Here is a 23244-nt window from a genome sequence, read left to right on the forward strand (position 1 = left end):
CCATTATCCAAACAGCCCTTTCAGCTCCGGCACGCATGAGCCGCAGTTGGTGCCACACCGTAGTTTCGCCCCCAGCGCTGCAACGGAATCGCACCCGCCGACAATCGCCTCCCGTATCGCATTTTCCCCGACGCAGTAACAGCTACAGATAATGCGTCCCGGATCGACACTCTCCCCCGCGCCCGCGCCGTTCAGGAGCGCATGCCGCTCCGCAAGCGTCTCTGGAGCCCGACGAAAAGCCTCTTCAATAGTCGCATGCGCCAGCGCTGGCAACGTAGTCCCTTCCCAGAATCCGAGCATCAGCTCGCCGTTATGCCATGCCAGTACGCTGCTGCGCGCATCCGTCCGGGCAAGTTGCAGCTGCCAGCCCTGCTGTTCAGCATACTCTTTCACCCACGGCATCAACGGTTCGTCAGCCGCCACCGTCAGGCGTGATGCTTTGCGCCACCAGTGTACCGAAGACGGCAGTTCCGGCAGCACACGGGCATACAGCTCTCCCTGCCATTCAGGTTGCCATGGCATGATCCTGACGGCGGTCTGTTTACTCTCCGGCTGGCCGGACTGCGGATCGCAGCGCCCTGCCACCAGCGTATTAACCTTTCCCTGACGGGCAAACTGCGCATTCCAGTGCATGGGCGCGAATACTTCACCCTCCCTTTGTCCATCGTTGATACGTACTTTTGCCACCATCACTCCACGCGGAGAACTGATCCGTGCCAGTTGCCCGTCGCAAAGGGCGAAACGCGCGGCATCTGCAGCGCAGATCTCAACGCAGGGCTCAGAGATATGCTGCATCAGCCCGGGAACATATCCCGTACGGGTCATGGTATGCCATTGATCGCGGATGCGTCCGGTATTCAGCAGCAACGGATATAACGCATCTGGCGCCGCGCCGTGCGGACGCGGGTCAACGGGCACCACATTCCGGTGGGGAAAATCGCCCGCCGCCCACTGATAAGGCTCAAGCTGATCCCACGCCTCACGGGTAAGCCCCGCCAGCGCATGCAGATGAAACGCCCGTGCCCCGTCATTCTCAAACGCCGACAGCGCCGCATGTTCACAAAAAATCTCCTGCGGATGTTCCCAGGCAAAGGCCTCACCATAGCCCAGCTGTTTCGCCACCTGGGCAACTATCCACCAGTCCGGTTTTGCCTGGCCCGGGGCTGCCAGAAAGGCGCGCTGACGCGAGATCCGCCGTTCGGAGTTGGTGACCGTACCGTTTTTCTCTCCCCAGCCCAGCGCCGGGAAACGAATATGGGCGTAGCGGCTGGTGTCGGTCTCCTGCATCACCTCAGAAACAATGACCAGCGGACAGTTCGCCAGCGCCTGGCATACCGCGTGACTATCCGGCAGCGAGACAGCCGGATTGGTGCCCATGACCCATACCGCCTTTACCTCACCGCGGGCAATGGCGTCAAACAGCTCAACGGCCATCAGGCCCGGCGTTTGCGCCAGCCGTTCTGTTCCCCAGAAGCGCGCCACCCGCGAGAGATCGTCCGGCTCGAAGTTCATATGCGCCGCCAGTTGATTCGCGAGGCCACCCACTTCCCGTCCCCCCATCGCGTTTGGCTGGCCGGTCAGCGAAAACGGCCCGCAGCCCTGACGGGCAAATTTCCCGCTCGCAAGATGAACGTTAATGATGGCGTTGCACTTGTCGCTGCCGCTGGAAGACTGGTTGATCCCCATGGTGTAGAGCGTAATGGCACGCGGCGCCGTGAGGAACCAGTCGTAAAACGTGGCAATCTCCTGTGCATCAAGACCACAAAACCCGGCCACGCGGGCAATCGGCCAGTCGTCGGTACCCTGGATCAGGTTGAGCAAACCGACAAACAGCCCGGCGTCACTGCCGGGCGCGAGTGCCAGATGCAGGTCGGCGATATCACAGGTGGCGGTTTTACGCGGATCGATCACCACCACTTTCATTTGCGGATTGTTTTGCCGCGCCTGAACCAGCCGCTGATAAAGCACCGGATGCGTCCATGCCGCGTTTGAACCCACCAGCACCACCAGATCGCTGTTCTCCACGTCCTCATAGCTGCACGGCACCACATCTTCGCCAAATGCGCGCTTATAGCCTGCTACCGCCGACGACATGCAGAGCCGCGAGTTGGTATCGATGTTCGCCGCGCCGATAAACCCTTTCATCAGCTTATTGGCAGCGTAGTAATCCTCGGTGAGTAGCTGGCCGGAGGCGTAAAACGCCACCGCCTGCGGCCCCCAGGTGTCGATAATCGCCCGCAGCCGCTCGCCGGCCGCGCTTAACGCCTGCGGCCAGTCCACCTCCAGCCCGTCCACCACCGGGTGCAACAGCCGCCCCTGCAGGCCCGTGGTTTCACCTAACGCCGCGCCTTTGACGCACAGCCGTCCAAAACTGGCGGGATGGCGTTCATCGCCGCGCACCGTGACCTTGTCGCCCTCAACCCGGGCCACCACGCCGCAACCGACGCCGCAGTACGGGCAGGTTGTTCGGGTTTCATTCATGATGCCTCCGCACGGACCAGCAACGCGTCGTTCCCCACCCACACCTTGCCGTTTTCGATTTTCACCGGCCAGGCGCGCACCGCAGGCTCACCGTTATCCACCTGGCAGCCGTCGCGCAGGCGAATACGCTGTTTATAGAGCGGCGAGATGACCACCGGCTCACCCGCCGCATCGCCAAGAATACCGCGTGACAGTACGTTCGCATCGCTGCCTGGCTCCTGATCGTCAAGGGCATAGACCGATTTGCCAAAACGGAACAGCGCGATCGGCTTACGCCCCAGCCGGGCGCCGATCCCCGCCTGCTCCGGGATCTCATCCAGACCGCAAATTTCCTGCCAGCGTTTGTTCTCTTCCGTCGCCGGACCGTTCACCGCCGTGCGGAACAGCGCCAGACGGTTCGGATCGTTAAGTGTGGTCTGCCATTCACACTGATACGTTTCCACCACACGGGCCATCTCCTGCTCAAGCTCCTGCGCAATACCGAGGCTATCGTCGAGGATCACCTCCCGCAGATAGTCGAGACCGCCTTCAAGGTTGTCCATCCAGGTGCTGGTCCGCTGCAGGCGATCCGCCGTGCGAATGTAGAACATCAGAAAACGGTCGACGGTACGGATCAGCGTCTCTTCATCCAGATCGCTGGCGAAGAGATCCGCGTGTCGCGGCTTCATGCCGCCGTTGCCGCATAGATAGAGATTCCAGCCCTTGTCCGTGGCGATCACGCCGACATCTTTGCTTTGCGCCTCGGCACACTCGCGGGTACAGCCGGACACCGCCATTTTGATTTTGTGCGGCGCGCGCAGCCCCTTGTAACGGTGCTCCAGTTTGACCGCAAGGCCGGTGGAGTCCTGCACGCCATAGCGGCACCAGGTTGACCCGACGCAGGATTTCACGGTCCGCAGGGATTTACCGTACGCATGCCCGGTTTCAAATCCGGCCTCCACCAGCGCCTGCCAGATCTCCGGCAGTTGCTCCAGCGTGGCACCAAACAGGTCAATACGCTGGCCGCCGGTGATCTTGCTGTACAGCCCGTAGCGCTTTGCGATCTGCCCGATAGCAATCAGCCCGTCGGCCGTTACTTCCCCGGCGGGCATGCGCGGAACGATGGAGTACGTTCCGTCCTTCTGAATATTGGCAAAGTAGCGGTCGTTGGTGTCCTGCAACGGCAAATGCGCCGGTTTCAGCAGGTATTCGTTCCAGCAGGAGGCCAGCACTGACCCCACCAGCGGTTTACAGATCTCACAGCCGTGCCCTTGCCCGTAGCGGCTAATCAGCTGGTCGAAGGTACGAATATGGTTGACGCGCACCAGGTGGTATATCTCCTGACGCGAGTACGGGAAGTGCTCACAGATATCTTTTTTCACCTCCACGCCCTGCTCAGCCAGCTGGAACTCCATCACCTGTTTCACCAGCGCGCTGCACCCACCGCAGCCGGTCGCCGCTTTGGTGCACTGCTTGATGGCGCCGATCTCCGTCGCACCGGCGCTCACTGCCTGGCAGATATCGCCTTTGCTGACGTTATGACAGGAGCAGATCTGCGCGCTGTCCGGCAGCGCCGCCACCCCCAGCGCTTTTGGCGCGCTACCGGAGAAGGCTGGCAAGATGAGCGTTTCAGGCTCTTTTGGCAGACTGATTCCGTTAAGCATCATCTGCACCAGCGTGGCGTATTCGCTGGCATCCCCCACCAGCACGCCGCCGAGCAGGGTTTTGTTGTCATGGCTGACGACAATTTTTTTATAGATTTGCTGCGGGCCGTGGGTCCACTGGTAGCTCAATGCTCCCGGCGTACGGCCATGGGCATCCCCAAACGAGGCCACGTCCACGCCCAGCAGCTTAAGTTTGGTGCTCATATCCGCGCCGGTGAAGGATTTCTCCTCACCCGCCAGCGTGGCCGCCGCCACGCGTGCCATCTGGTAACCCGGCGCCACCAGACCGAAGATTTTACCTTCCCACAGCGCGCACTCCCCGATGGCGAAGATGTCCTTATCTGAGGTCTGGCAGGCGGTATCAATGCAGATCCCGCCACGCTCGCCGATCGCCAGGCCGCTGCTGCGCGCCAGCGCATCCTGCGGGCGGATCCCGGCAGAGAAGACCACCATATCGGTGTCCAGCTGTTCACCGTCGGCAAAACGCAGGACCAGTCCGTCGTCAGCGGCCGCAATTTCAGTGGTGGCTTTGCTGGTGTGAACCCCGACGCCGAGCGCTTCAATTTTTTTACGCAGCATCGCCGCACCGTCGTTGTCGAGCTGTACCGCCATCAGGTTGGGGGCGAATTCCACCACGTGGGTTTCTAGCCCCAGCTGTTTGAGGGCGTTGGCCGCCTCCAGCCCGAGCAGGCCACCGCCTATGACCACGCCGCGTCGGGATCCCTTCGCATGCGCGGCAATGTTATCGAGATCGTCCAGCGTACGGTAGACAAAGCAACCCGGCAGCGTGTTGCCCGGCACCGGCGGCACAAACGGATACGAGCCGGTCGCCAGCACCAGTTTGTCCCAGTGGATTTCGTGACCGCTGGCGGTACGTACCACGTGCGCGTCGCGATCGATGGCGATAATTTGCTGCGACAAACGCAACTCTATGCCGTGTCTGGCAAAGAAATCGCCCTCCACCAGCGAGAGGGACTCCGCGCTGCGGCCGCCAAAATACTCTGAGAGATGTACGCGGTCGTAAGCGGCATAACGCTCTTCGCCAAAGACGACAATCTGGTATTGCTGATGCAGATTGCGGTTTACGCAGTCTTCAAGAAAATGGTGGCCGACCATACCGTGCCCAACCACCACCAGAGTAGGTTTTGTCATAGCGTTCTGTCCTGCAACCTGCGGTTGCGTCGTAGTGAATCGATCGAACAGCCAGTCCACGTGTGCGGGCGCAGCCGTTGCCAGTAAATCGGTAAATGTTGCCGCGCTGCGGCAATCTCCCATCAGCAGTACGCCAGCCAGCGCACCGCGATGAATCAGTAAGCGACGGTAGTGACGGGTCAGCGGATCCCACGCGTCCCAGACCGTATCCTCCGGTTGCGCCGTTACGCGCCCAGCGCTGAAGAGCTCCACACCGGTGACCTTCAGGCGCATCCCGCTGTCGGTATGGGCAAAAGGCACAGGGGCGTCCCCTGCCAGCCGGGCGGCGAGAATGTCCGCCTGTGCCAGGCAGGGGGCAACCAGGCCAAACGTCTGACCGTCGATTTCGCAGCACTCCCCAATGGCGCTAATAGCCGGGACGGAGGTCTTCATCTGCTGGTCGACCACAATGCCACGGGCGCAGCGAATACCGCTGGCGCTTGCAAGGGCGATGTTGGGCTGTACGCCAGTGGCCAGCACCACGCGCGCGGCGCTAACCTGGCGTCCGTTGTGTAGCGTCACTGAATCCGGCGCGATTGCCGCGATCCCGGACGACAGCTCGCAGCGCACGCCGCGCTCCGCCAGCGCAGCCTCCAGCAGCAGCCCCGCCTGCCGATCCAGCTGTTGTTCCATCAACCACGGTCCGCGATGCACCAGCGTGACATTGTCACAAGTTTGTGCCAGCGCCGCTGCCGTCTCAACGCCCAGCACGCCACCGCCCAACACCACCGCTGGCCCCGGGATCTGCGCAATGGCTCGCGTATCCTCAAGGCGGCGGAAGGTAAAGACGTGTGGCGCATCGCCCCCGGGGATCGGCGGCACGAACGGTATCGACCCGGTGGCGAAGACCAGTTCATCCCACGCCAGCGTGGTCTGCGCGGTACGGATTTCCCGTTTCGCCACGTCCACGGCTAGCACCTTTTGCCCCCTGAGCACCGTGACGCCGCGCTCGCGGTACCAGTCATCGTCCTGCAGGCGGATCTGTTCCGGACGTTTTTCCCCACCCAACACCGGCGAAAGCTGGATGCGGTTGTACGCATGCTCAGGCTCCTCACCCAACACGGTGATCGCGAAGCGGCCAGGCGCACGCCCGGTCAGCGAGGCAATCAGCCGTGTTGCTGCCATTCCATTGCCGATAATGACCAGTCGCATCGTGGTGCCCCCACTACGCCGCTTTGGGCTGTTTTTCATAGAGGAAATGGAGGATCTGCTGGCGCATGTGGTGGTAGCGGCTGTCGTCCGCCAGCTGCACCCGGTTACGCGGACGCGGCAGGTCAACCTCCAGGATTTCGCCGACGGTCGCCGCCGGGCCGTTGGTCATCATCAGCACGCGGTCAGAGAGCAGCACCGCTTCGTCCACGTCGTGGGTGATGAGCACAATGGTGGTGTTGAGCACCTGCTGGATTTGCATCACGGAGTCCTGCAGATGGGCACGCGTCAGGGCATCCAGCGCGCCAAACGGTTCATCCATCAGCAACACTTTCGGCTTCATCGCCAGCGCACGGGCAATGCCCACGCGCTGCTTCATACCGCCTGAGATCTCCCCCGGGCGTTTATGCAGGGCGTGCCCCATCTGCACGCGATCGAGGTTGTGTTCAATCCACTCACGACGCTCCGCCTTGCTCATGGTGTGGCGGAACACCTGATCGACCGCCAGCGCAACGTTGTCGAAACAGGTCAGCCACGGCAGCAGGGAGTGGTTCTGAAAGACCACCGCACGCTCCGGTCCCGGACCCGCAATTTCACGGTTGTCACAAATCAGTCCCCCTTCCGTCGGCAGGGTGATCCCGGCGATCAAGTTCAGCAGCGTTGATTTGCCGCAGCCGGAGTGGCCAATCAGGCTCACGGTTTCCTTTTCGTGGATATCAAACGAGACGTTCTGCAGCGCCAGAAATTCACCGCTGGCGGTAGAAAAACGCTGGCTTACGGCCTGGACCTGAATGATTGGTTTCATGTTCGCTCCTTATTTTTCCTGCCAGCTAAAGCGACGGGCGATCAGCATCAGCCCCTGCTCCAGCAGTAACCCGACCACGCCAATGATGACGATGGCGATGAGAATGTTTTCGACGTTGAGGTTGTTCCACTCATTCCAGATCCAGAAACCGATCCCTAAGCCGCCTGTCAGCATTTCGGCGGCGACAATCACCAGCCAGGCGATACCGATGGAAAGACGTACCCCGGTCAACACCGCCGGCAGCACCGCCGGGAAGAGGATCCGACGCAGAATGGTCCACTCAGAAAGCTGCAACACGCGGGCGACGTTGAGGTAATCCTGCGGAATACGGCGTACCCCTTCGGCGGTGTTAATCACCATTGGCCAGATCGAACAGATAAAAATGGTCCAGCTGGAAGCCGGCTCTGCTTTCTGGAACAGCAGCAGGCCGATAGGCAGCCAGGCCAATGGGCTGACCGGGCGCAGCAGCGCAATCAGCGGGCTGAACATGCGTGAGAAAAAGGTGAAACGGCCAATCAGAAAACCGAGCGGGATACCGACTAACGCGGCCAGGCCAAAGCCCACCGCCACGCGCTGCAGGGAGGCAAGCACGTTCCAGCCGATCCCCATGTCGTTTGGCCCGTCGCGATAAAACGGATCGGCAAACAGGGTGATGGCAGAATCCAGCGTGCTCAGCGGCGTCGGGAAGCCTTTGCTGTTGATTGCCGCCAGTTGCCAGAGCACCACCAGCAGCCCCAGCCCCAGCAGCGCCGGAATGATACGCTGGAGCACGTCGTTAATCCGGCGGGCAATCGCCGGAGGACGACGGCGAACCTGAACCGGTGGCAGGGTAATCACCTCGCCACTCACCGGCGTCTCGTGTTTTGCTTTCGTGCTGTGCAGATGCTGCATAATCAGGCCCCTTTACGGTGAATAGCGAAGCGGTTGGCATAGCCTTCAGGATCGGTACCGTTCCAGACGGTGCCGTCCATCAGGGTGCTACTGCGTAGTGGTGAAGTCGGTGTGGTAATGCCCCCCACCGCGGTGGCGGCATCCTGCCAGACCGCGGTCTGGTTAATGCGCTGCGCGATGCCCGCGTAGTCCGGCGCGGCTTTGAGCAAACCCCAGCGGCGGAACTGGGTTAAGAACCACATGCCGTCGGAGAGATACGGGTAGCTGACGGCGCCGTCGTTGAAGAAACGAATCGGATGCGCGTCCTGCCAGCGCGTGCCCACCCCGTTGTCGTACTCACCCAGCATCCGTCCGGTGAGGTACTGCTCTTTGGTGTTCAGCCATGCGCGACGCGAGAGGATCTGCGCCGTTTCACGTTTGTTTTCCGGTGAAGCGTCGATCCAGCGCGCGGCTTCCAGTACTGCGCTCACCAGCGCCCGCGCGGTGTGCGGATTTTTCTCCACCCAGTCGCGACGGGTACCGAGGATTTTTTCCGGGTGGTCAGCCCAGATAGACTGCGACGTTGCAGCGGTAAAACCGATGCGATCGTTAATGGCCCGGGCATTCCACGGCTCGCCGACGCAAAAGCCGACCATATTGCCAATGCGCATGTTCATCACCATCTGCGGCGGCGGTACCACCACGGTGCGAACATCGTCAAACGGGTTAATGCCCGCACTGGCCAGCCAGTAGTAGAGCCACATGGCGTGCGTGCCCGTCGGGAAGGTATGCGCGAAGGTGTACGTGCCCGGTGCCTGCTGACCAATCAGTTTCTTCAGCCCGTCGAGATCGCGAACGCCCTTCTCTGCCAGATCGGCAGAGAGCGTAATCGCCTGGCCGTTCTGGTTGAGGGTCATCAGATTCGCCATCTGCTGTGGCTTACCGGCGATCCCCAGTTCCAGTCCGTACAGCAGACCGTAAAGAATGTGCGCCGCGTCCAGCTCCCCCGCGACTAACTTGTCGCGCACGGCCGCCCAACTCGCCTCTTTGGTGGGCACGATGGTAATGCCATGCTTTTTATCGAACCCTTTCAGCGCCGCGATGACCACCGGAGCGCAGTCGGTCAGCGGGATAAACCCGATGCGCACCGTCTCCTGCTCGGGTTTATCCGAGCCTGCCGCCCACGCGGCCTGCATGACACCCGGTAACAACATTGCACTGCTCGCCAACACGCTGGCCTGCAAAAAACGCCGTCTCGACAAATCCGCCATGACCACTCCTGAAAAAAAGACAAAAAAAAGCGCCCGACAGTGCCGAAGCACCGCTGGACGCCTTTATCCCGAAGACTGATGCACCGCCGTTGGCGCACCGTCAAAATTGGTTACTGAAATAATGCAAAGCGAATGCCAGGTTTTAATGCCTTGTTTTTATGGCTTTTGCCCCACTGGCTCTGCAAAAACGCACCTCAATCAGGCACAACGTGCCCACTGATTGTGCAGCTACTCCTTAGGGGTTAGCTGCCACAATCGCTTCACGGTAAGCAGCGCGCGGGCGATATCCACCATGCGCTGGTTCTTGTCCATCGCCATTTTGCGCAGCGCCGTCCACGCCTGTTCCTCACTCATGTTGTGGTGGGTCATCAGCACGCTTTTGGCTTTATCAATGGTCTTGCGCTCTTCCAGCGTATCGCGCAGCGTCGCGAGCTGGCGGGAAAGCTGTTCTATTTCACGAGCCTGCTGGCGAACCAGCGGCAGCAAAGGTTTGTCCGGATAAAGCGCGAGCGGATCGTCATTCTCATCGGCACTTACCGGATGTTGAGGGTCATGATGGATACGCTCATCAACCGCCAGCATCAGGTCGGCGATAACCATCTCCTCCAGGGTACGCAGGTGCTCAAGACGCGACGTTTGCAGGGCGAACCAGTTCAGCGCCGTGTCGCCATTATCCGCAGCAGGCTGGCGGGTACAGGCCACACGCCGGAGTTGCTCCGTCTCGCGGTCGGGCTGGCAGTTCCGGGAAAAGGTGCTCTGCACATCCGCCGGGCTGTGGCTTAAAAAGATCTCAAAACAGGCCTGCTGCCCGTCAATGCGATCCACCAGCCTCTGGCGGGTGACATCATCAAAAAAACCCTGCGTGAAGCCAATGGCCCCCAGCGCCCGCTCTTGTCCCGCCAGCTCTTTGCCCTGCATCAGGCTGTACAGGGCAACAAAACGCCCCGCCAGTTGCGGATCGTCAATGCTGTCGTTGAGCTGCGGCACGATACTGAGCAGATGGCGAAGCATGCGACAATAATGCTCCATCGCCTGCGGGGCGGTAACGGTTTGTTGATTCACCCCTTCTCGCAGGGCGCGGAGTGATTCAAGGCTCTGCAACGCAGCGGCGATGCGCTCACATACGGCGCTGCCCGGCACTGGGGAGTGTTTATCCAGAATGCCATACAGTATGGTGAGATTTTCATCCACCAGCGCCCGGCTGGCTTTGCATTCGGGGGCATAGAGCTTACCCTGTGAGCAGAGCCAGACGTTTGATGCACCGCGCTCGCACTGTAGCATATGCACCAGTTGACTAATGCCATTCACCAGTACGCCCAGCTGTGCCAGCTTGCTGAGCTGCTCCTGACGCAACGCTTTTGCGCGCTGGAGCCATTCGGTTGCACCCGACGAATTGCCAGCCATTAATGTCATGCTTACTCTCCCGGATAACCCTACCTGGGAGAATGAAGCAATATTCGTGCCTTAATATAAACAGGAGTTAACATGCAGAAGATTGTGATCGTCGCCAACGGGGCGGCCTACGGCAGCGAATCCCTTTTTAACAGCCTGCGTCTGGCCATAGCATTGCGCGATAACGCGAGCGAGCTGGATCTGCGGATCTTTTTGATGTCCGACGCGGTCACCGCCGGTCTGAAAGGCCAAAAACCGGCAGAGGGCTACAACATTCAGCAGATGCTGGAGATCCTGACGGCGCAAAACGTGCCGGTTAAGCCCTGCAAAACCTGCACTGACGGGCGCGGTATCACCGGGCTGCCGCTGATTGAGGGCGTGGAAATTGGCACACTTGTCGAGCTGGCCGAGTGGACGTTAGACGCCGATAAAGTATTAACTTTTTAATAATAAAGCCGTAAAAATATTATTTTCTTATGGACGCGGTTTCAGCATCAAGTTTACCTGCGGGGTTGCCGATAGGCATGGAAACAACACAGCAGGTATTTCACTTATGTTCAGATCGATTCGTGCTCGCATCATTGCCGCGACGACAGGCTGTCTGGTCGTCGCCCTTCTTCTCAATACCGTCATTAATTTCCAGGTCACGCGCCAGGATAATCAGCAGTCGCAGCGTGACATTCTGACCAGCACCAGCGCCAGCCATAACATGGCGATTGCCGACTGGGTGAAAAGCAAAATGACGGTCATTACCTCCGCCCAGAGCGTGGCGCTGAGTGACGACCCGGTACCGGTCTTTAAACAACTCGCCCAGGCGGGAGGCTTCACCAACGTCTATGTGGGCTATGCCACTAAAACGGCGAAATTCTCTGAGCCTGCGGGCGTGCCTGCGGATTATGACCCGACCATTCGCCCCTGGTATCAGCAGGTGGTCAGCCAGGACGGACCGGTGGTGACCGCGCCTTACGTGGACGCCGGAACCGGAAAACTGGTGGTAACTTTTGCGGTGCCGGTAAAAGAAAACGGGACCCTGAAAGCAGTGGTGGCGGGCGATGTGGCCATGGATAGCGTGGTGGCTAACGTGCGCGGCATTCACCCGACCCCGGCCAGCAGCGGGTTACTTCTGAACAGCGACGGCAGCGTTATCGCCGCCAACGATCCGGCCCTGACGTTAAAACCGTTTGCTGAGACCATTACCGGCACCGATTTAGCGACCCTGAAAAGCGGTGAACCGGTTGATGGCACATTTGACGGCGGTGATAAAACCCTCGTCGCCACGGCCGTTCCGGGAACAAACTGGATGCTGGTGGTCGCGCTCGACAATAACGACGCCACCTCCGGCATGCGCTCGCTGCTGAAAGCCTCGGCACTCTCGCTGGTGATCCTCGCCCTGCTGAGCGGCGCGCTTGTCCACATCCTGATAGCCCGCCTGCTCAAGCGGTTGTCCGATATCCGCGACGCGATGCATAACATCGCCAACGGTACCAACGACCTCTCCCAGCGCCTGCCGGAGAGCGGTAACGACGAAGTGGCGCAAATCGCCCAGGCGTTTAACGCCTTTAGCGATAAGCTCTCGGTGGTGATGATCCAACTGCGTGATGCCAGCGCCTCGGTGAAAAATGCCGCCCAGGAGATTGCGGCTGGCAACCAGGATCTCTCCGGGCGCACCGAGCAGGCAGCCTCCAGCCTGCGTGAAACCGCCAGCGCCGTAGAGCAGATCACCGCGTCGGTGACTCAGTCAAATGAGTCCGCGGCAGAAGCGAATGAACAGGCCAGTAAAGCCTCCGCTGCGGCCTCACGCGGCGGTGAGGTCGTCTCTCAGGCCATCAGCACCATGCAATCCATTGAAGTGGCTTCGGCAAAAATTGGCGATATCACCAGCGTGATTGATGGCATCGCCTTCCAGACCAATATCCTGGCGCTGAACGCCTCGGTGGAAGCGGCGCGCGCCGGTGAGCAGGGCCGCGGGTTTGCCGTGGTGGCAGGCGAAGTGCGTAACCTGGCAAGCCGCAGCGCCCAGGCGGCGAAGGAGATCAAATCGCTTATCGACTCCACCACCGACAGCGTGGCAACCGGCTCCCGCTATGTACACCTGGCCGGGGAAAGCATGGATGAGATCCGCGCCAGCATCGGCAGCGTCTCGGGTATCATGCGTGAAATTTCCATCGCCACCAGCGAGCAGATGAAAGGCATCCATGAGATCAACCATGCTGTCACGCACCTCGACAGAATGGTGCAGCAGAACGCTGAACTGGTGGTGCAATCCGCCGCAGCCGCCAGCGCCCTGCAGAGCCAGGCGGGCGACCTTGCTGAAACTGCCGGACATTTCCGCATTTAATTTTCTTCTGGCGCGCCTTCACCGTGTAAATGCGCGCCAGCTGAATGCTTTCAGGTATTTTGTCATTTTTGTTTAAACGTTATGCCATTTTTTGATCAAAATCAGCATCCCGACGCTCCCCCTTTGGTGTTATGCCATGAGTGAATTGTGAACAACATCACGCTCGGAAATGGCAGCAGGGAGAGCGTTGTTTAAGACTACGGGGTAAATAAATGGCACTGGTAAAAACAAGTTTGAAACTGTTTGGCGGGGATACGGTAGTGGTGCGTTGTTCAGAGCGCTGCCGTATTCATTTGATGAGTGCGAAGGCACAAAAACAATCGCAGGCAGATATCCTGACCGTGCAGGATGATAAGGCGTGGCTAACCGTCCCTTATACCGGCACATGGGATGTCCTGATTGACAGCCATAGTCAGTCACTCGAACACTCAGTCAGCTACGTGGCCGCTTAAAAACAGACGCCCGGTCTGCACTCTCGCAGCCGGGCGTATTATCAGGCAAAACCCGGACGCAGCGGGTTATTCAGCGGATTTCCTTCCAGCAGCGCTTTCACCTTCGCTACCAGCTCATTCAGACACTCGTCCTGCATGCCGAGGCGCGTCAGTTCCTGATCGAGTGAAAACAGATACTGCGCGTTTGTACCGAGCGGTCCGCTGGCCGCCGCAATCAACGGCGCGATCACCTGCGTGCGGGTATCCGCTTCATACAGGGGATGGCGCGGATCCATAATAAACACCAGCGCGTTGACGGTGCGTCCGTCATCAAGTTCCAGCTTGCACCAGCTTGGCATATAGCAGCCGGTGATCATCTCGCGCTTCCAGAGCAGCGTCAGCTCCTCTTCGAGGGTGGCATCCGGCAGGCGATACGCCACCCCCGTGGTGCGTCCGCCCTCTTTCAGTGCAAGCATACGTCCCGGCTGACAGGCACTTCCGCGTCCGGCGGTTAATCGCAGACAAAATGCGCGATGCCACCCCGGGAGCGTACCTGTCGCCGATTCGACAAATTCCAGAGCCGGGTTCCACATCAGCGAACCGTAGCCAAAAATCCATACCGGGCCATCATCCGGGCGGCAGGCAAGCGTGGCAGCGAGCGACGCCGCACGTTGTTCAGCTGACCAGAGAAGCGATTCCTCAATAGCACCAAATGCCGTCTTACAATCTGCCTTCATTAAGAAATCACGCGTTAACAGTTTACACCTCCGCCACTGCATGCTTCCTTGCGACATCTGTAATTCACCTTCCCGGCATTATCTACTGGTCATTTTGCCAGCAGTTGAATAACGATAAGCAATTCGCGGGCCAGTTGCAATACAACGGCAGTTCAACCGCCTGAAAAGTCAAAATGAAGGCAGCTTATTATTTTACGGCTATTTCTTTTTATGCCATTTATCATCGTCTCCTTTCTCGTAGTCATGTTTTACTGCCGCCCAGGCCACTTTATGCGCCGTCTCTTCCCGGCTGGCATCGTCCCGACGATCGTCTTTATCTTTGTATTGATCCCAGGCGCTGTTAAACGCCTCTTTATAGATATCCTGCGCATGTGCGGGCAGTACGTTTTGCACGTTATCGGGTAAATCGCGTTTCGTTTTATATGGCATCACTAACCTCTATTTTGCTTAAAAAGATAAGTGTGGACGACGATGCTGCAAGCTGCCAGTCGCGGATCAATTTTGAAGAATTAATGAAGTTAATTACATGTTATTTAATATGTATTAATCAAAAAGATGGCATTATGAATGTCAGGAGACTTAAAACAGGATTAGGGTAAAATTAAGTAAAAAATAAAGGGTATTTAACAGAGATCTGTTAATGTAATGACCTCAAAATTCTATCTATAATTACAAGCACCTGCATTGATGGAGAAACACATGACAGCAGCACACGAGGCGGTAAAAACCCGCCACAAGGAGACGTCGCTCATTTTCCCGGTTCTGGCACTGGCTGTGCTGCTCTTCTGGGGAAGCAGTCAGTCACTGCCAGTGGTGGTTGGTATCAATATTCTTGCGCTGGTAGGGATTTTAACCAGTGCCTTTAGCGTGGTTCGCCATGCCGATGTCCTGGCCCACCGTCTGGGCGAGCCGTATGGATCGTTAATTCTCAGCCTTTCCGTTGTGATTCTTGAGGTCAGCCTCATTTCCGCGCTGATGGCGACCGGCGACGCCGCGCCAACCCTGATGCGCGATACGCTCTATTCCATCATTATGATTGTGACCGGTGGTCTGGTGGGCTTTTCACTGTTGCTGGGCGGCCGTAAGTTCGCCACTCAGTACATGAACCTGTTTGGCATTAAACAGTATTTGATCGCCCTGTTCCCGCTGGCGATTATCGTGCTGGTCTTCCCGATGGCGCTGCCGGGAGCAAACTTCTCTACCGGTCAGGCGCTGCTGGTCGCATTGATTTCCGCCGCCATGTATGGCGTGTTCCTGTTGATTCAGACCAAAACGCACCAGAGTCTGTTTGTGTATGAGCATGAAGATGACAGCGACGACGATGACCCGCACCATGGCAAACCGTCCGCCCACAGCAGCGCGTGGCACACGGTTTGGCTGATCGTACATCTGATTGCGGTTATCGCCGTCACCAAGATGAACGCCAACCCGCTGGAGACACTGTTAACCGAGATGAATGCCCCGGTGGCGTTTACCGGCTTCCTGGTGGCGCTGCTGATCCTCTCGCCGGAAGGGCTGGGCGCGCTGAAAGCGGTGCTGAACAATCAGGTACAGCGCGCCATGAACCTGTTCTTCGGCTCGGTACTGGCGACCATTTCGCTTACCGTTCCGGTGGTGACGCTGATTGCCTTTATGACCGGTAACGAGCTGCAGTTTGCGCTGGGCGCGCCGGAGATGATTGTAATGGTAGCGTCACTGCTGCTGTGTCAGATTTCGTTCTCAACCGGGCGCACCAATGTACTCAACGGCGCGGCGCATATGGCGCTTTTTGTGGCGTACTTAATGACAATTTTTGCGTAGCCTTTTTGCCCAGCGGCGCTTCGCTTGCAGGGCCTACGGGTTTTGTAGGCCGGGTAAGCGCAGCGCCACCCGGCAATATGTCCCATAAAAAACCCGCCGAAGCGGGTTTTTTATTAGTTGCTGGTATCCAGCTCGTCGAAGCTCTTCACCAGATCGTCAATCGCTTTGATCTGTTTCAGGAACGGCTCCAGTTTGTCCAGCGGCAGCGCGGATGGACCGTCGCATTTCGCATTCGCCGGATCCGGGTGCGCTTCAATGAACAGACCCGCCAGGCCGGTCGCCATACCGGCGCGCGCCAGTTCGGTCACCTGCGCACGACGGCCACCAGACGCGGCACCAAACGGGTCGCGGCACTGCAGAGAGTGGGTCACGTCAAAGATCACCGGAGACTGGTTAGAGACGTTTTTCATCACGGTGAAGCCCAGCATATCCACAACCAGGTTGTCGTAACCGAAGTTGGAACCACGGTCGCACAGGATCACCTTGTCGTTACCGCCTTCGATAAACTTATCGACGATGTTCCCCATCTGGCCTGGGCTCACGAACTGCGGCTTCTTCACGTTGATGACCGCACCGGTTTTGGCCATCGCTTCCACCAGGTCAGTCTGACGAGCCAGGAACGCTGGCAACTGAATAACGTCAACCACGTCAGCCACAGGCTGCGCCTGAGATGCCTCGTGAACGTCGGTGATCACTTTCACGCCAAAGGTCTGCTTCAGCTCCTGGAAAATTTTCATCCCCTCTTCCAGGCCCGGGCCACGGTAGGAGTGAATGGAAGAGCGGTTGGCTTTGTCAAAAGAGGCTTTAAACACGTACGGGATGCCCAGCTTCTGGGTCACGGTCACGTAGTGCTCGCAAATACGCATGGCGAGATCGCGGGATTCCAGCACGTTCATACCGCCAAACAGCACGAACGGCAGGTCGTTTGCCACGTTGATATCACCAATGCTAACCACTTTTTGTTTCATAGGATCGCCTTATTCAGGTGTGAATCGGATTTAAGATTAATGCAGTGTAATTTGTTTGTGCGAGATCGCGTTGATCTGCGCGCGAATCATTTCGCTGATCGGGTCTTCCGGGCATTGCTCGACGAAATAGCTTAAATCGTTCAGCGCCACATGCTCGCAGTCGAGCTGGGCATAAATCAGCCCGCGGTCGCGAATTTCGTACGGGTCTTCCGGATTAAACTGCAGCAGCACTTCGCTGGCGCGCAAGGCCAGCTCCATCTGCCGCTCTTCCATCAGTGCAGATTTCAGCGTATCCAGCAGCTTGCGGATCACTTCGGCGTTATCGGCTTCGTCGAGATCTTCGTTAAAGAGCTCGGCCACCGGGCTGATATTACCTTTCAGCCAGACATCCAGCGTATGTTCATCCAGCGTATCGCCGTTAAACGGATTGATTAACCACATCTCCCCGTCCAGCCACTCGGCACGCAGGATCATCTGCGTCGGGAAAATGACCGGCACCAGTGGAATATCCAGACGGTGCGCGATCCACAGCAAAATAGAGCCCAGCGCAACGGCGCTGCCCTGACGATTTTTTAAGACCTGGTCCAGCCATAATGCGTCAGACAGGCGATACACGCCACGCGTGTCGCAGAAACCCCACTCGCCGTAGAAAAGCTCCAGCAGCTTTTCCAGTTGCCAGTCCTGCGGACGCGCCTGATTGATCTCTTCGCGCGCCAGGCTGACCAGACTTTCCAGCTCATCGTAGACATACTGCGACGTGAAATCGTCGCGAATCATCTCCGAAATCAGGATCATGCCATCGCAGAGCGGCACTTTATTAAATTCGAAATCGGCTAAGGACCTCATGACTTACCCCAGTAACGGTATTCTAGTGGTGGCGAGTTTAATGATGATGTACAGCACCACCAGACCCAGCAGAAAGGCGATAAACCCGACCTGCTGGCTGCGCGGACGACGACGTCCAGGCGCGATAAAACCCAAAACGATATATACCCATCATACTTCAAGCTGCATGCGCGTTGGCTGCGCTCGCTCACCTCAGTCACATAGTTAACTATGCTCCTGAGGACTCGCTCTCTTGCCGCCTTCATGCAACTCGAATTATTTTGGGTATAGATGATAACGCCAAACAGCTTTTCAGTCAGCCATGCGCCTTTATCAGTAAATGGCAGATAACCTGTTTTCACTGCCACTGCCCCAGCGTCAGACGCTCGTTACCGCCGTAGTCGCGGCAGGTCTCGACAGCAGCATAACCCGTCTGCCTGAAGAGCCCACGCACCGCCTCCCCCTGCGTCCAGCCATGCTCCACCAGCAGCCAGCCGCCGGGCAGGAGATGTTGTCGTGACGTTGTCACAATGTGTTCCAGATCGGCCAGCCCTGCATTACCTGCGACCAGCGCCGTCAGCGGTTCAAAGCGAACATCCCCCTGCGCAAGATGCGGGTCATGTTCGTCAATATAGGGCGGATTACTGACAATCATCGCGAACGTCTGCTTCTCCAGCGCACTGAACCAGCTGCTTTGCTGCACGGTCACATTAGTCACGCCCAGTCGCTCAACGTTACGCTGCGCAAGTGCCACCGCGTCGGGCATCACATCGACCGCCGTTACCGCGCAATCGGGCCGCTCGGTGGCGAGCGCCAGCGCGATTGCGCCAGTGCCCGTTCCAAGATCGAGAATGCGGCTGGCCGCTGCGGGTAACCGCGCCAGCGCCTGCTCCACCAGACATTCGGTGTCAGGACGCGGGATCAGCGTCGCTGCTGAGACTAACAAGGGTAACGACCAGAACTCGCGCTCCCCGACCAGATGCGCCACCGGCTCGCCGGTTTTACGGCGGGCGAGCAGCGCGGCCAGTTGCGCCTCCTGCTCTACGGTCAGTTCGGTTTCACCGAAGGCCAGCAGATACGTGCGGGCTTTTCCCGTCACATATCCCAGCAAAATTTCGGCGTCGCGCTTCGGGCTTTCACTGTCAGAGAGCGCGCCGGTGGCCTGGCGTAACCAGCTCTGAAAATCCATTATTCCTGCTCGGACAATGCCGCCAGCTGGTCGGCCTGGTATTCCTGCACGATAGGCTCAATCAGCATATCGAGCTTGCCTTCCATCACCTCATCCAGACGGTATAACGTCAGGTTGATGCGGTGGTCGGTCACGCGGCCCTGCGGGAAGTTGTAGGTACGGTTACGGTCGCTACGATCGCCGCTGCCCAGCAGGTTACGACGGGTTGACGCTTCCGCCTGCTGACGTTTGGCCATTTCCGCCGCGTGAATACGCGCACCCAGCACGGACAGCGCTTTGGCTTTGTTTTTGTGCTGAGAACGTTCGTCCTGACACTCCACCACAATGCCGGTTGGCAGGTGGGTAATACGGATGGCGGAGTCGGTGGTGTTAACGTGCTGACCCCCCGCCCCGGAAGAACGGAAGGTATCAATACGCAGATCGGCCGGGTTAATGTCCGGCAGTTCCGCTTCCGGCAGCTCTGGCATCACCGCAACCGTGCAGGCTGAAGTGTGAATACGGCCCTGCGACTCGGTCGCCGGTACACGCTGCACGCGATGGCCGCCGGACTCAAACTTGAGACGGCCGTACACGCCGTCACCGCTGATTTTGGCGATCACCTCTTTAAAACCGCCGTGCTCGCCTTCGTTGGCGCTCATGATCTCCACGCGCCAGCGACGCGATTCGGCGTAACGGCTGTACATGCGGAACAGGTCTCCGGCGAACAGTGCCGCCTCATCACCGCCCGTTCCGGCGCGGACTTCCACAAACGCATTACGCTCGTCGTCTGGATCTTTCGGTAGCAGAAGCACCTGCAGCTGTTGCTCCATCTCTTCTGAGCGCGCTTTGGCATCCTGCAGCTCTTCCTGCGCCATTTCGCGCATTTCAGGATCGTCGAGCATCATTTGCGCGGTTTCGATATCTTCCTGAACCTGTTGCCAGTCGGTAAAGCATTTTGAAACATCACTTAACTGCGCATATTCACGCGACAGTGCGCGAAAACGTTCCTGGTCCGCAATGGTCCCGGCATCGCCGAGCAGCGCCTGGACTTCTTCATGGCGCTCGTGCAGAGCTTCCAGTTTAGCGACGATAGAAGGCTTCATAGGCGTAAGTGCACCTTGTAATAGAAAATGGGTATAGGGCGCTATTCCAGCCCGAGGCTGTTGCGCAGAATAGTCAGGCGTTCATCGTCCCCGTCACGGGCAGCCTGCTGGAGTGATTTGGTTGGTGCATGGATCAAGCGATTGGTCAGTTTCCAGGCCAGATCCTGCATAATAGCGTTTGCGTCGCCGCCCTGTTCCAGAGCTGCTAACGCTTTGGCAGTCAGGTCATCACGCACCTGCTCCGCCTGACCGCGGTATTCGCGGATGGTCTCGCTGACGCTTTGCGCGCGCAGCCAGGCCATAAATTCACTGGTTTCCTGCTCGACAATGGTTTCCGCCTGCACCGCTGCCGCTTTACGCTGGGCAAGGTTGTGCGAAATGATGCTTTGCAGATCATCCACGCTGTAGAGATAGGCGTTGGCCAGTTTGCCGACCTCCGGTTCGACATCACGCGGAACGGCGATATCCACCAGCAGCATTGGCTGATTACGACGGGATTTCAGCGCGCGCTCTACCATCCCTTTACCGATAATCGGCAGCGGGCTGGCCGTCGAGCTAATGATGATGTCCGCCTCTTTCAGACGTTCGTCGATCTCGCTCAGCGCAATCACCTCGGCCCCGACTTCGTCTGCCAGCACCTGCGCACGCTCGCGGGTACGGTTGGCGATAACCATCTTTTTCACTTTATGTTCGCGCAGATGGCGCGCCACAAGCTCAATGGTTTCGCCCGCGCCGACCAGCATGACGGTGACGGTCGACAGGGATTCGAAGATTTGACGTGCAAGGGTACAGGCCGCGAACGCAACAGAAACCGCACTGGCACCAATGTCGGTTTCGGTTCGCACACGCTTCGCCACGGAGAATGACTTCTGGAACATACGCTCCAGCTCGCTGGCTTTGAGATGCCCTTTTTGCGAATCCGCAAACGCTTTTTTTACCTGACCGAGAATTTGCGGCTCGCCCAGCACCAGCGAATCCAGACCGCTCGCGACACGCATAAGATGGCTCACCGCATCGTTATCCTGATGCCAGTACAGGCTCTTACGCAGCTCGTCTTCGTTGAGATTGTGGTAGTCGCATAACCAGCGGATCAGCGCTTCATGCAGGTTATCCTGCTCTTCCACGCTTAAGTAAAGCTCGGTACGGTTGCACGTCGAGAGCACCACCCCGCCCTGCACCATCGGTTGTGCAAGCAGGCTATCCAGCGCCAGGTCAAGCGTATCCGGCGAAAACGTGACGCGTTCTCGCAGCGAAACCGGGGCGGTTTTGTGATTGATGCCGAGTGCTAATAGGGTCATGTTGAGCGGGAGTAGTACCAGCGTTAATAAGGTTAGCAAGACGCATCATACAGGATGCGCGAGATCAATAAAAGAGACTGCCCCCTTTCGGAGTAATAGGTTACTCAACGCTTTGAGATAATTTGAACGTAGACGGTGACACCCTTCAACGCTAGCATTAACAGTTATAACTGCAACGTATCTCAAGGATTTGTCCTCATCATGACCCGACTGATTCGCCTGCTGCCGCTGGCAGCACTGGTTCTGACCGCATGTTCTGTCACTCAACCAAAAGGCCCGGGCAAAAGCCCTGACTCACCACAGTGGCGTCAGCACCAGCAGGACGTACGTAATTTAAGTCAGTACCAGACCCGCGGCGCGTTTGCTTATCTCTCTGACGAACAAAAGGTTTATGCCCGCTTCTTCTGGCAACAAACGGGGCAGGATAACTACCGCCTGCTGCTGCTGAACCCGTTGGGCAGTACCGAGCTGGAGCTTAACGCTAAGCCGGGTGAAGCGCAGATCACGGATAACAAAGGCCAGCACTACACCGCCACCGACGCGGAAGAGATGATTGGCAAACTGACCGGAATGCCTATCCCGCTGAACAGCCTGCGCCAGTGGATCCTGGGCCTGCCGGGTGACGCCACCGACTACACCCTGGACGATCAGTACCGTCTGAGCCAGGTGAACTACACGCAGAACGGTAAAACCTGGAAGGTGGTGTACAGCGCCTATGACAGCAACAGTAAACCGTCGCTGCCGTCGAATATGGAGCTGACGCAGGGTAGCCAGCGCATCAAGCTGAAAATGGACAACTGGATCGTTAAATGATGACCCACTGGCCCTCTCCGGCAAAACTTAACCTGTTTTTATATATCACCGGCCAACGTGCTGACGGGTATCACACCCTGCAGACGCTGTTTCAGTTTATCGATTATGGCGACACGCTCTCGATTGAGCTGCGTCAGGACGGGCAGATCTGTCTGCTGACGCCGGTGGAAGGCGTAGCGCATGAGGATAACCTGATCGTGCGCGCCGCGCGTCTGCTGATGAACGCAGCGGCTGACACCGGGCGCTTGCCCGCCGGGAGCGGTGCGGATATTCGCATTGAGAAGCGTCTGCCGATGGGCGGTGGGCTGGGTGGCGGTTCATCCAATGCCGCGACCGTCCTGGTCGCCCTGAATCATCTCTGGGGCTGCGGATTGTCAACGGATGAACTGGCCGCGTTAGGGTTAACGCTGGGGGCGGATGTCCCGGTGTTTGTGCGCGGTCATGCAGCATTTGCTGAAGGGGTGGGTGAAATCCTCTCCCCGGTTGAACCGCCGGAAAAATGGTACCTCGTAGCCCATCCAGGCGTCAGCATTCCGACTCCGGTCATCTTCAAAGATCCTGAGCTGCCACGCAATACCCCGGCGCGGTCAATAGAAACGTTATTAAATTGTGAATTCAGCAACGATTGCGAGGTTATCGCAAGAAAACGTTTTCGCGAGGTTGATGCGGCGCTTTCCTGGCTGTTAGAATACGCGCCGTCGCGCCTGACTGGTACAGGGGCCTGTGTCTTTGCTGAATTTGACACCGAATCCGCCGCTCGTCAGGTGCTTGAGCAAGCGCCGGATTGGCTGCATGGTTTTGTAGCGCGCGGGATGAACACCTCCCCCCTACAGCAGGCCATTCTGGCGCAGACTGAGTTTCGGTGACAACGTCACCCTGTTCCAGACGTTGCATCGCGCTCTTTAATACACCGCCTGGATAGCATTTCGCCTGGCCCCGCACAGTTTGCGGCGAACGCTAT

Annotated in this window: 19 protein-coding genes and 2 pseudogenes; 6 read left to right on the forward strand and 15 right to left on the reverse strand. The window is 58.2% G+C overall.

The annotated features are described in order from the left end of the window. Window positions 1-3: 3 nt before the first annotated feature. From AC2FAK_RS03295 to nasR, 6 genes are all read right to left on the reverse strand, one after another. Window positions 4-2481 (reverse strand): nitrate reductase, encoded by a 2478-nt coding sequence (locus tag AC2FAK_RS03295; protein ID WP_095454521.1) that lies wholly within the window; start codon window positions 2479-2481, stop codon window positions 4-6. Continuing rightward, on the reverse strand, window positions 2478-6467 hold the full coding sequence (gene nirB, locus AC2FAK_RS03300) for a nitrite reductase large subunit NirB (RefSeq protein WP_072207595.1): 3990 nt from the start codon (window positions 6465-6467) through the stop codon (window positions 2478-2480). The genes AC2FAK_RS03295 and nirB overlap by 4 nt, the downstream gene beginning before the upstream one ends. Before the next feature lie 13 nt (window positions 6468-6480). After that, window positions 6481-7269, reverse strand: a complete 789-nt coding sequence (locus tag AC2FAK_RS03305) for an ABC transporter ATP-binding protein (protein WP_095454522.1) — start codon at window positions 7267-7269, stop codon at window positions 6481-6483. Between the two features lie 9 nt (window positions 7270-7278). Next, window positions 7279-8160, reverse strand: a complete 882-nt coding sequence (gene ntrB / locus AC2FAK_RS03310) for a nitrate ABC transporter permease (RefSeq protein WP_013096249.1) — start codon at window positions 8158-8160, stop codon at window positions 7279-7281. A 2-nt stretch (window positions 8161-8162) separates the two neighbouring features. Continuing rightward, the gene (locus tag AC2FAK_RS03315; RefSeq protein WP_095454523.1) at window positions 8163-9410 is read right to left on the reverse strand and encodes a CmpA/NrtA family ABC transporter substrate-binding protein; all 1248 of its coding nucleotides are present in this window, start codon (window positions 9408-9410) and stop codon (window positions 8163-8165) included. A 228-nt stretch (window positions 9411-9638) separates the two neighbouring features. Continuing rightward, window positions 9639-10823: a nitrate regulatory protein NasR gene (gene nasR, locus AC2FAK_RS03320; RefSeq protein WP_040022161.1), complete on the reverse strand. Its 1185-nt coding sequence runs from the start codon at window positions 10821-10823 to the stop codon at window positions 9639-9641. 72 nt (window positions 10824-10895) lie between these two features. Here nasR and AC2FAK_RS03325 point away from each other — a divergent pair, with 72 nt between their 5' ends. The 3 genes from AC2FAK_RS03325 to AC2FAK_RS03335 all read left to right on the forward strand — a co-directional run bounded on the left by AC2FAK_RS03325 (window position 10896) and on the right by AC2FAK_RS03335 (window position 13592). Continuing rightward, window positions 10896-11249 (forward strand): DsrE/DsrF/TusD sulfur relay family protein, encoded by a 354-nt coding sequence (locus AC2FAK_RS03325; protein WP_485453289.1) that lies wholly within the window; start codon window positions 10896-10898, stop codon window positions 11247-11249. A 106-nt stretch (window positions 11250-11355) separates the two neighbouring features. After that, window positions 11356-13140, forward strand: a complete 1785-nt coding sequence (locus tag AC2FAK_RS03330; protein ID WP_020690904.1) for a methyl-accepting chemotaxis protein — start codon at window positions 11356-11358, stop codon at window positions 13138-13140. Between the two features lie 212 nt (window positions 13141-13352). Further along, on the forward strand, window positions 13353-13592 hold the full coding sequence (locus tag AC2FAK_RS03335) for a DUF1883 domain-containing protein (RefSeq protein ID WP_013096243.1): 240 nt from the start codon (window positions 13353-13355) through the stop codon (window positions 13590-13592). Between the two features lie 41 nt (window positions 13593-13633). Here the strand turns inward: AC2FAK_RS03335 and AC2FAK_RS03340 are convergent, their stop codons facing one another. Further along, window positions 13634-14329, reverse strand: coding sequence for a gamma-glutamylcyclotransferase (locus AC2FAK_RS03340; protein WP_013096242.1), 696 nt, complete (start codon window positions 14327-14329; stop codon window positions 13634-13636). A gap of 177 nt (window positions 14330-14506) precedes the next feature. Then, entirely contained in the window at window positions 14507-14737 is a 231-nt protein-coding gene (gene chaB, locus AC2FAK_RS03345) for a putative cation transport regulator ChaB (protein ID WP_013096240.1), read from the reverse strand. Window positions 14738-15007: 270 nt separating this feature from the next. Between chaB and chaA the strand changes: the two genes are divergently transcribed. Then, window positions 15008-16108: a sodium-potassium/proton antiporter ChaA gene (gene chaA / locus AC2FAK_RS03350; RefSeq protein ID WP_013096238.1), complete on the forward strand. Its 1101-nt coding sequence runs from the start codon at window positions 15008-15010 to the stop codon at window positions 16106-16108. A 113-nt stretch (window positions 16109-16221) separates the two neighbouring features. Here the strand turns inward: chaA and kdsA are convergent, their stop codons facing one another. The 7 genes and pseudogenes from kdsA to hemA all read right to left on the reverse strand — a co-directional run bounded on the left by kdsA (window position 16222) and on the right by hemA (window position 21470). Continuing rightward, window positions 16222-17076 (reverse strand): 3-deoxy-8-phosphooctulonate synthase, encoded by an 855-nt coding sequence (gene kdsA, locus AC2FAK_RS03355; RefSeq protein WP_013096237.1) that lies wholly within the window; start codon window positions 17074-17076, stop codon window positions 16222-16224. 36 nt (window positions 17077-17112) lie between these two features. Then, window positions 17113-17922: an invasion regulator SirB1 gene (sirB1, locus tag AC2FAK_RS03360; protein ID WP_013096236.1), complete on the reverse strand. Its 810-nt coding sequence runs from the start codon at window positions 17920-17922 to the stop codon at window positions 17113-17115. Window positions 17923-17925: 3 nt separating this feature from the next. After that, window positions 17926-18068, reverse strand: a pseudogene (locus AC2FAK_RS03365) (SirB2 family protein); the annotation flags it as partial. A 123-nt stretch (window positions 18069-18191) separates the two neighbouring features. Next, window positions 18192-18284 (reverse strand): annotated as a pseudogene (locus AC2FAK_RS03370) (siroheme synthase); the annotation flags it as partial. Further along, complete coding sequence (gene prmC, locus AC2FAK_RS03375; protein ID WP_023620824.1) at window positions 18260-19090, reverse strand: peptide chain release factor N(5)-glutamine methyltransferase; 831 nt, start codon at window positions 19088-19090, stop codon at window positions 18260-18262. The pseudogene AC2FAK_RS03370 and the gene prmC, both read right to left, overlap by 25 nt. Continuing rightward, window positions 19090-20172 carry a peptide chain release factor 1 gene (gene prfA, locus AC2FAK_RS03380; protein ID WP_013096233.1) on the reverse strand — a complete coding sequence of 361 codons (1083 nt, stop codon included), beginning with the start codon at window positions 20170-20172 and terminating at the stop codon, window positions 19090-19092. The genes prmC and prfA overlap by 1 nt, the downstream gene beginning before the upstream one ends. 41 nt (window positions 20173-20213) lie before the next feature. After that, entirely contained in the window at window positions 20214-21470 is a 1257-nt protein-coding gene (gene hemA / locus AC2FAK_RS03385) for a glutamyl-tRNA reductase (RefSeq protein ID WP_047023012.1), read from the reverse strand. A 201-nt stretch (window positions 21471-21671) separates the two neighbouring features. Between hemA and lolB the strand changes: the two genes are divergently transcribed. Both lolB and ispE read left to right on the forward strand, forming a co-directional pair. Beyond that, complete coding sequence (gene lolB / locus AC2FAK_RS03390; protein WP_013096231.1) at window positions 21672-22283, forward strand: lipoprotein insertase outer membrane protein LolB; 612 nt, start codon at window positions 21672-21674, stop codon at window positions 22281-22283. Further along, window positions 22280-23149 carry a 4-(cytidine 5'-diphospho)-2-C-methyl-D-erythritol kinase gene (gene ispE, locus AC2FAK_RS03395; RefSeq protein ID WP_020690900.1) on the forward strand — a complete coding sequence of 290 codons (870 nt, stop codon included), beginning with the start codon at window positions 22280-22282 and terminating at the stop codon, window positions 23147-23149. The genes lolB and ispE overlap by 4 nt, the downstream gene beginning before the upstream one ends. The last annotated feature ends 95 nt before the right edge of the window (window positions 23150-23244 follow it).

It is taken from the genome of Enterobacter cloacae complex sp. 394F7 (genome assembly GCF_057320385.1).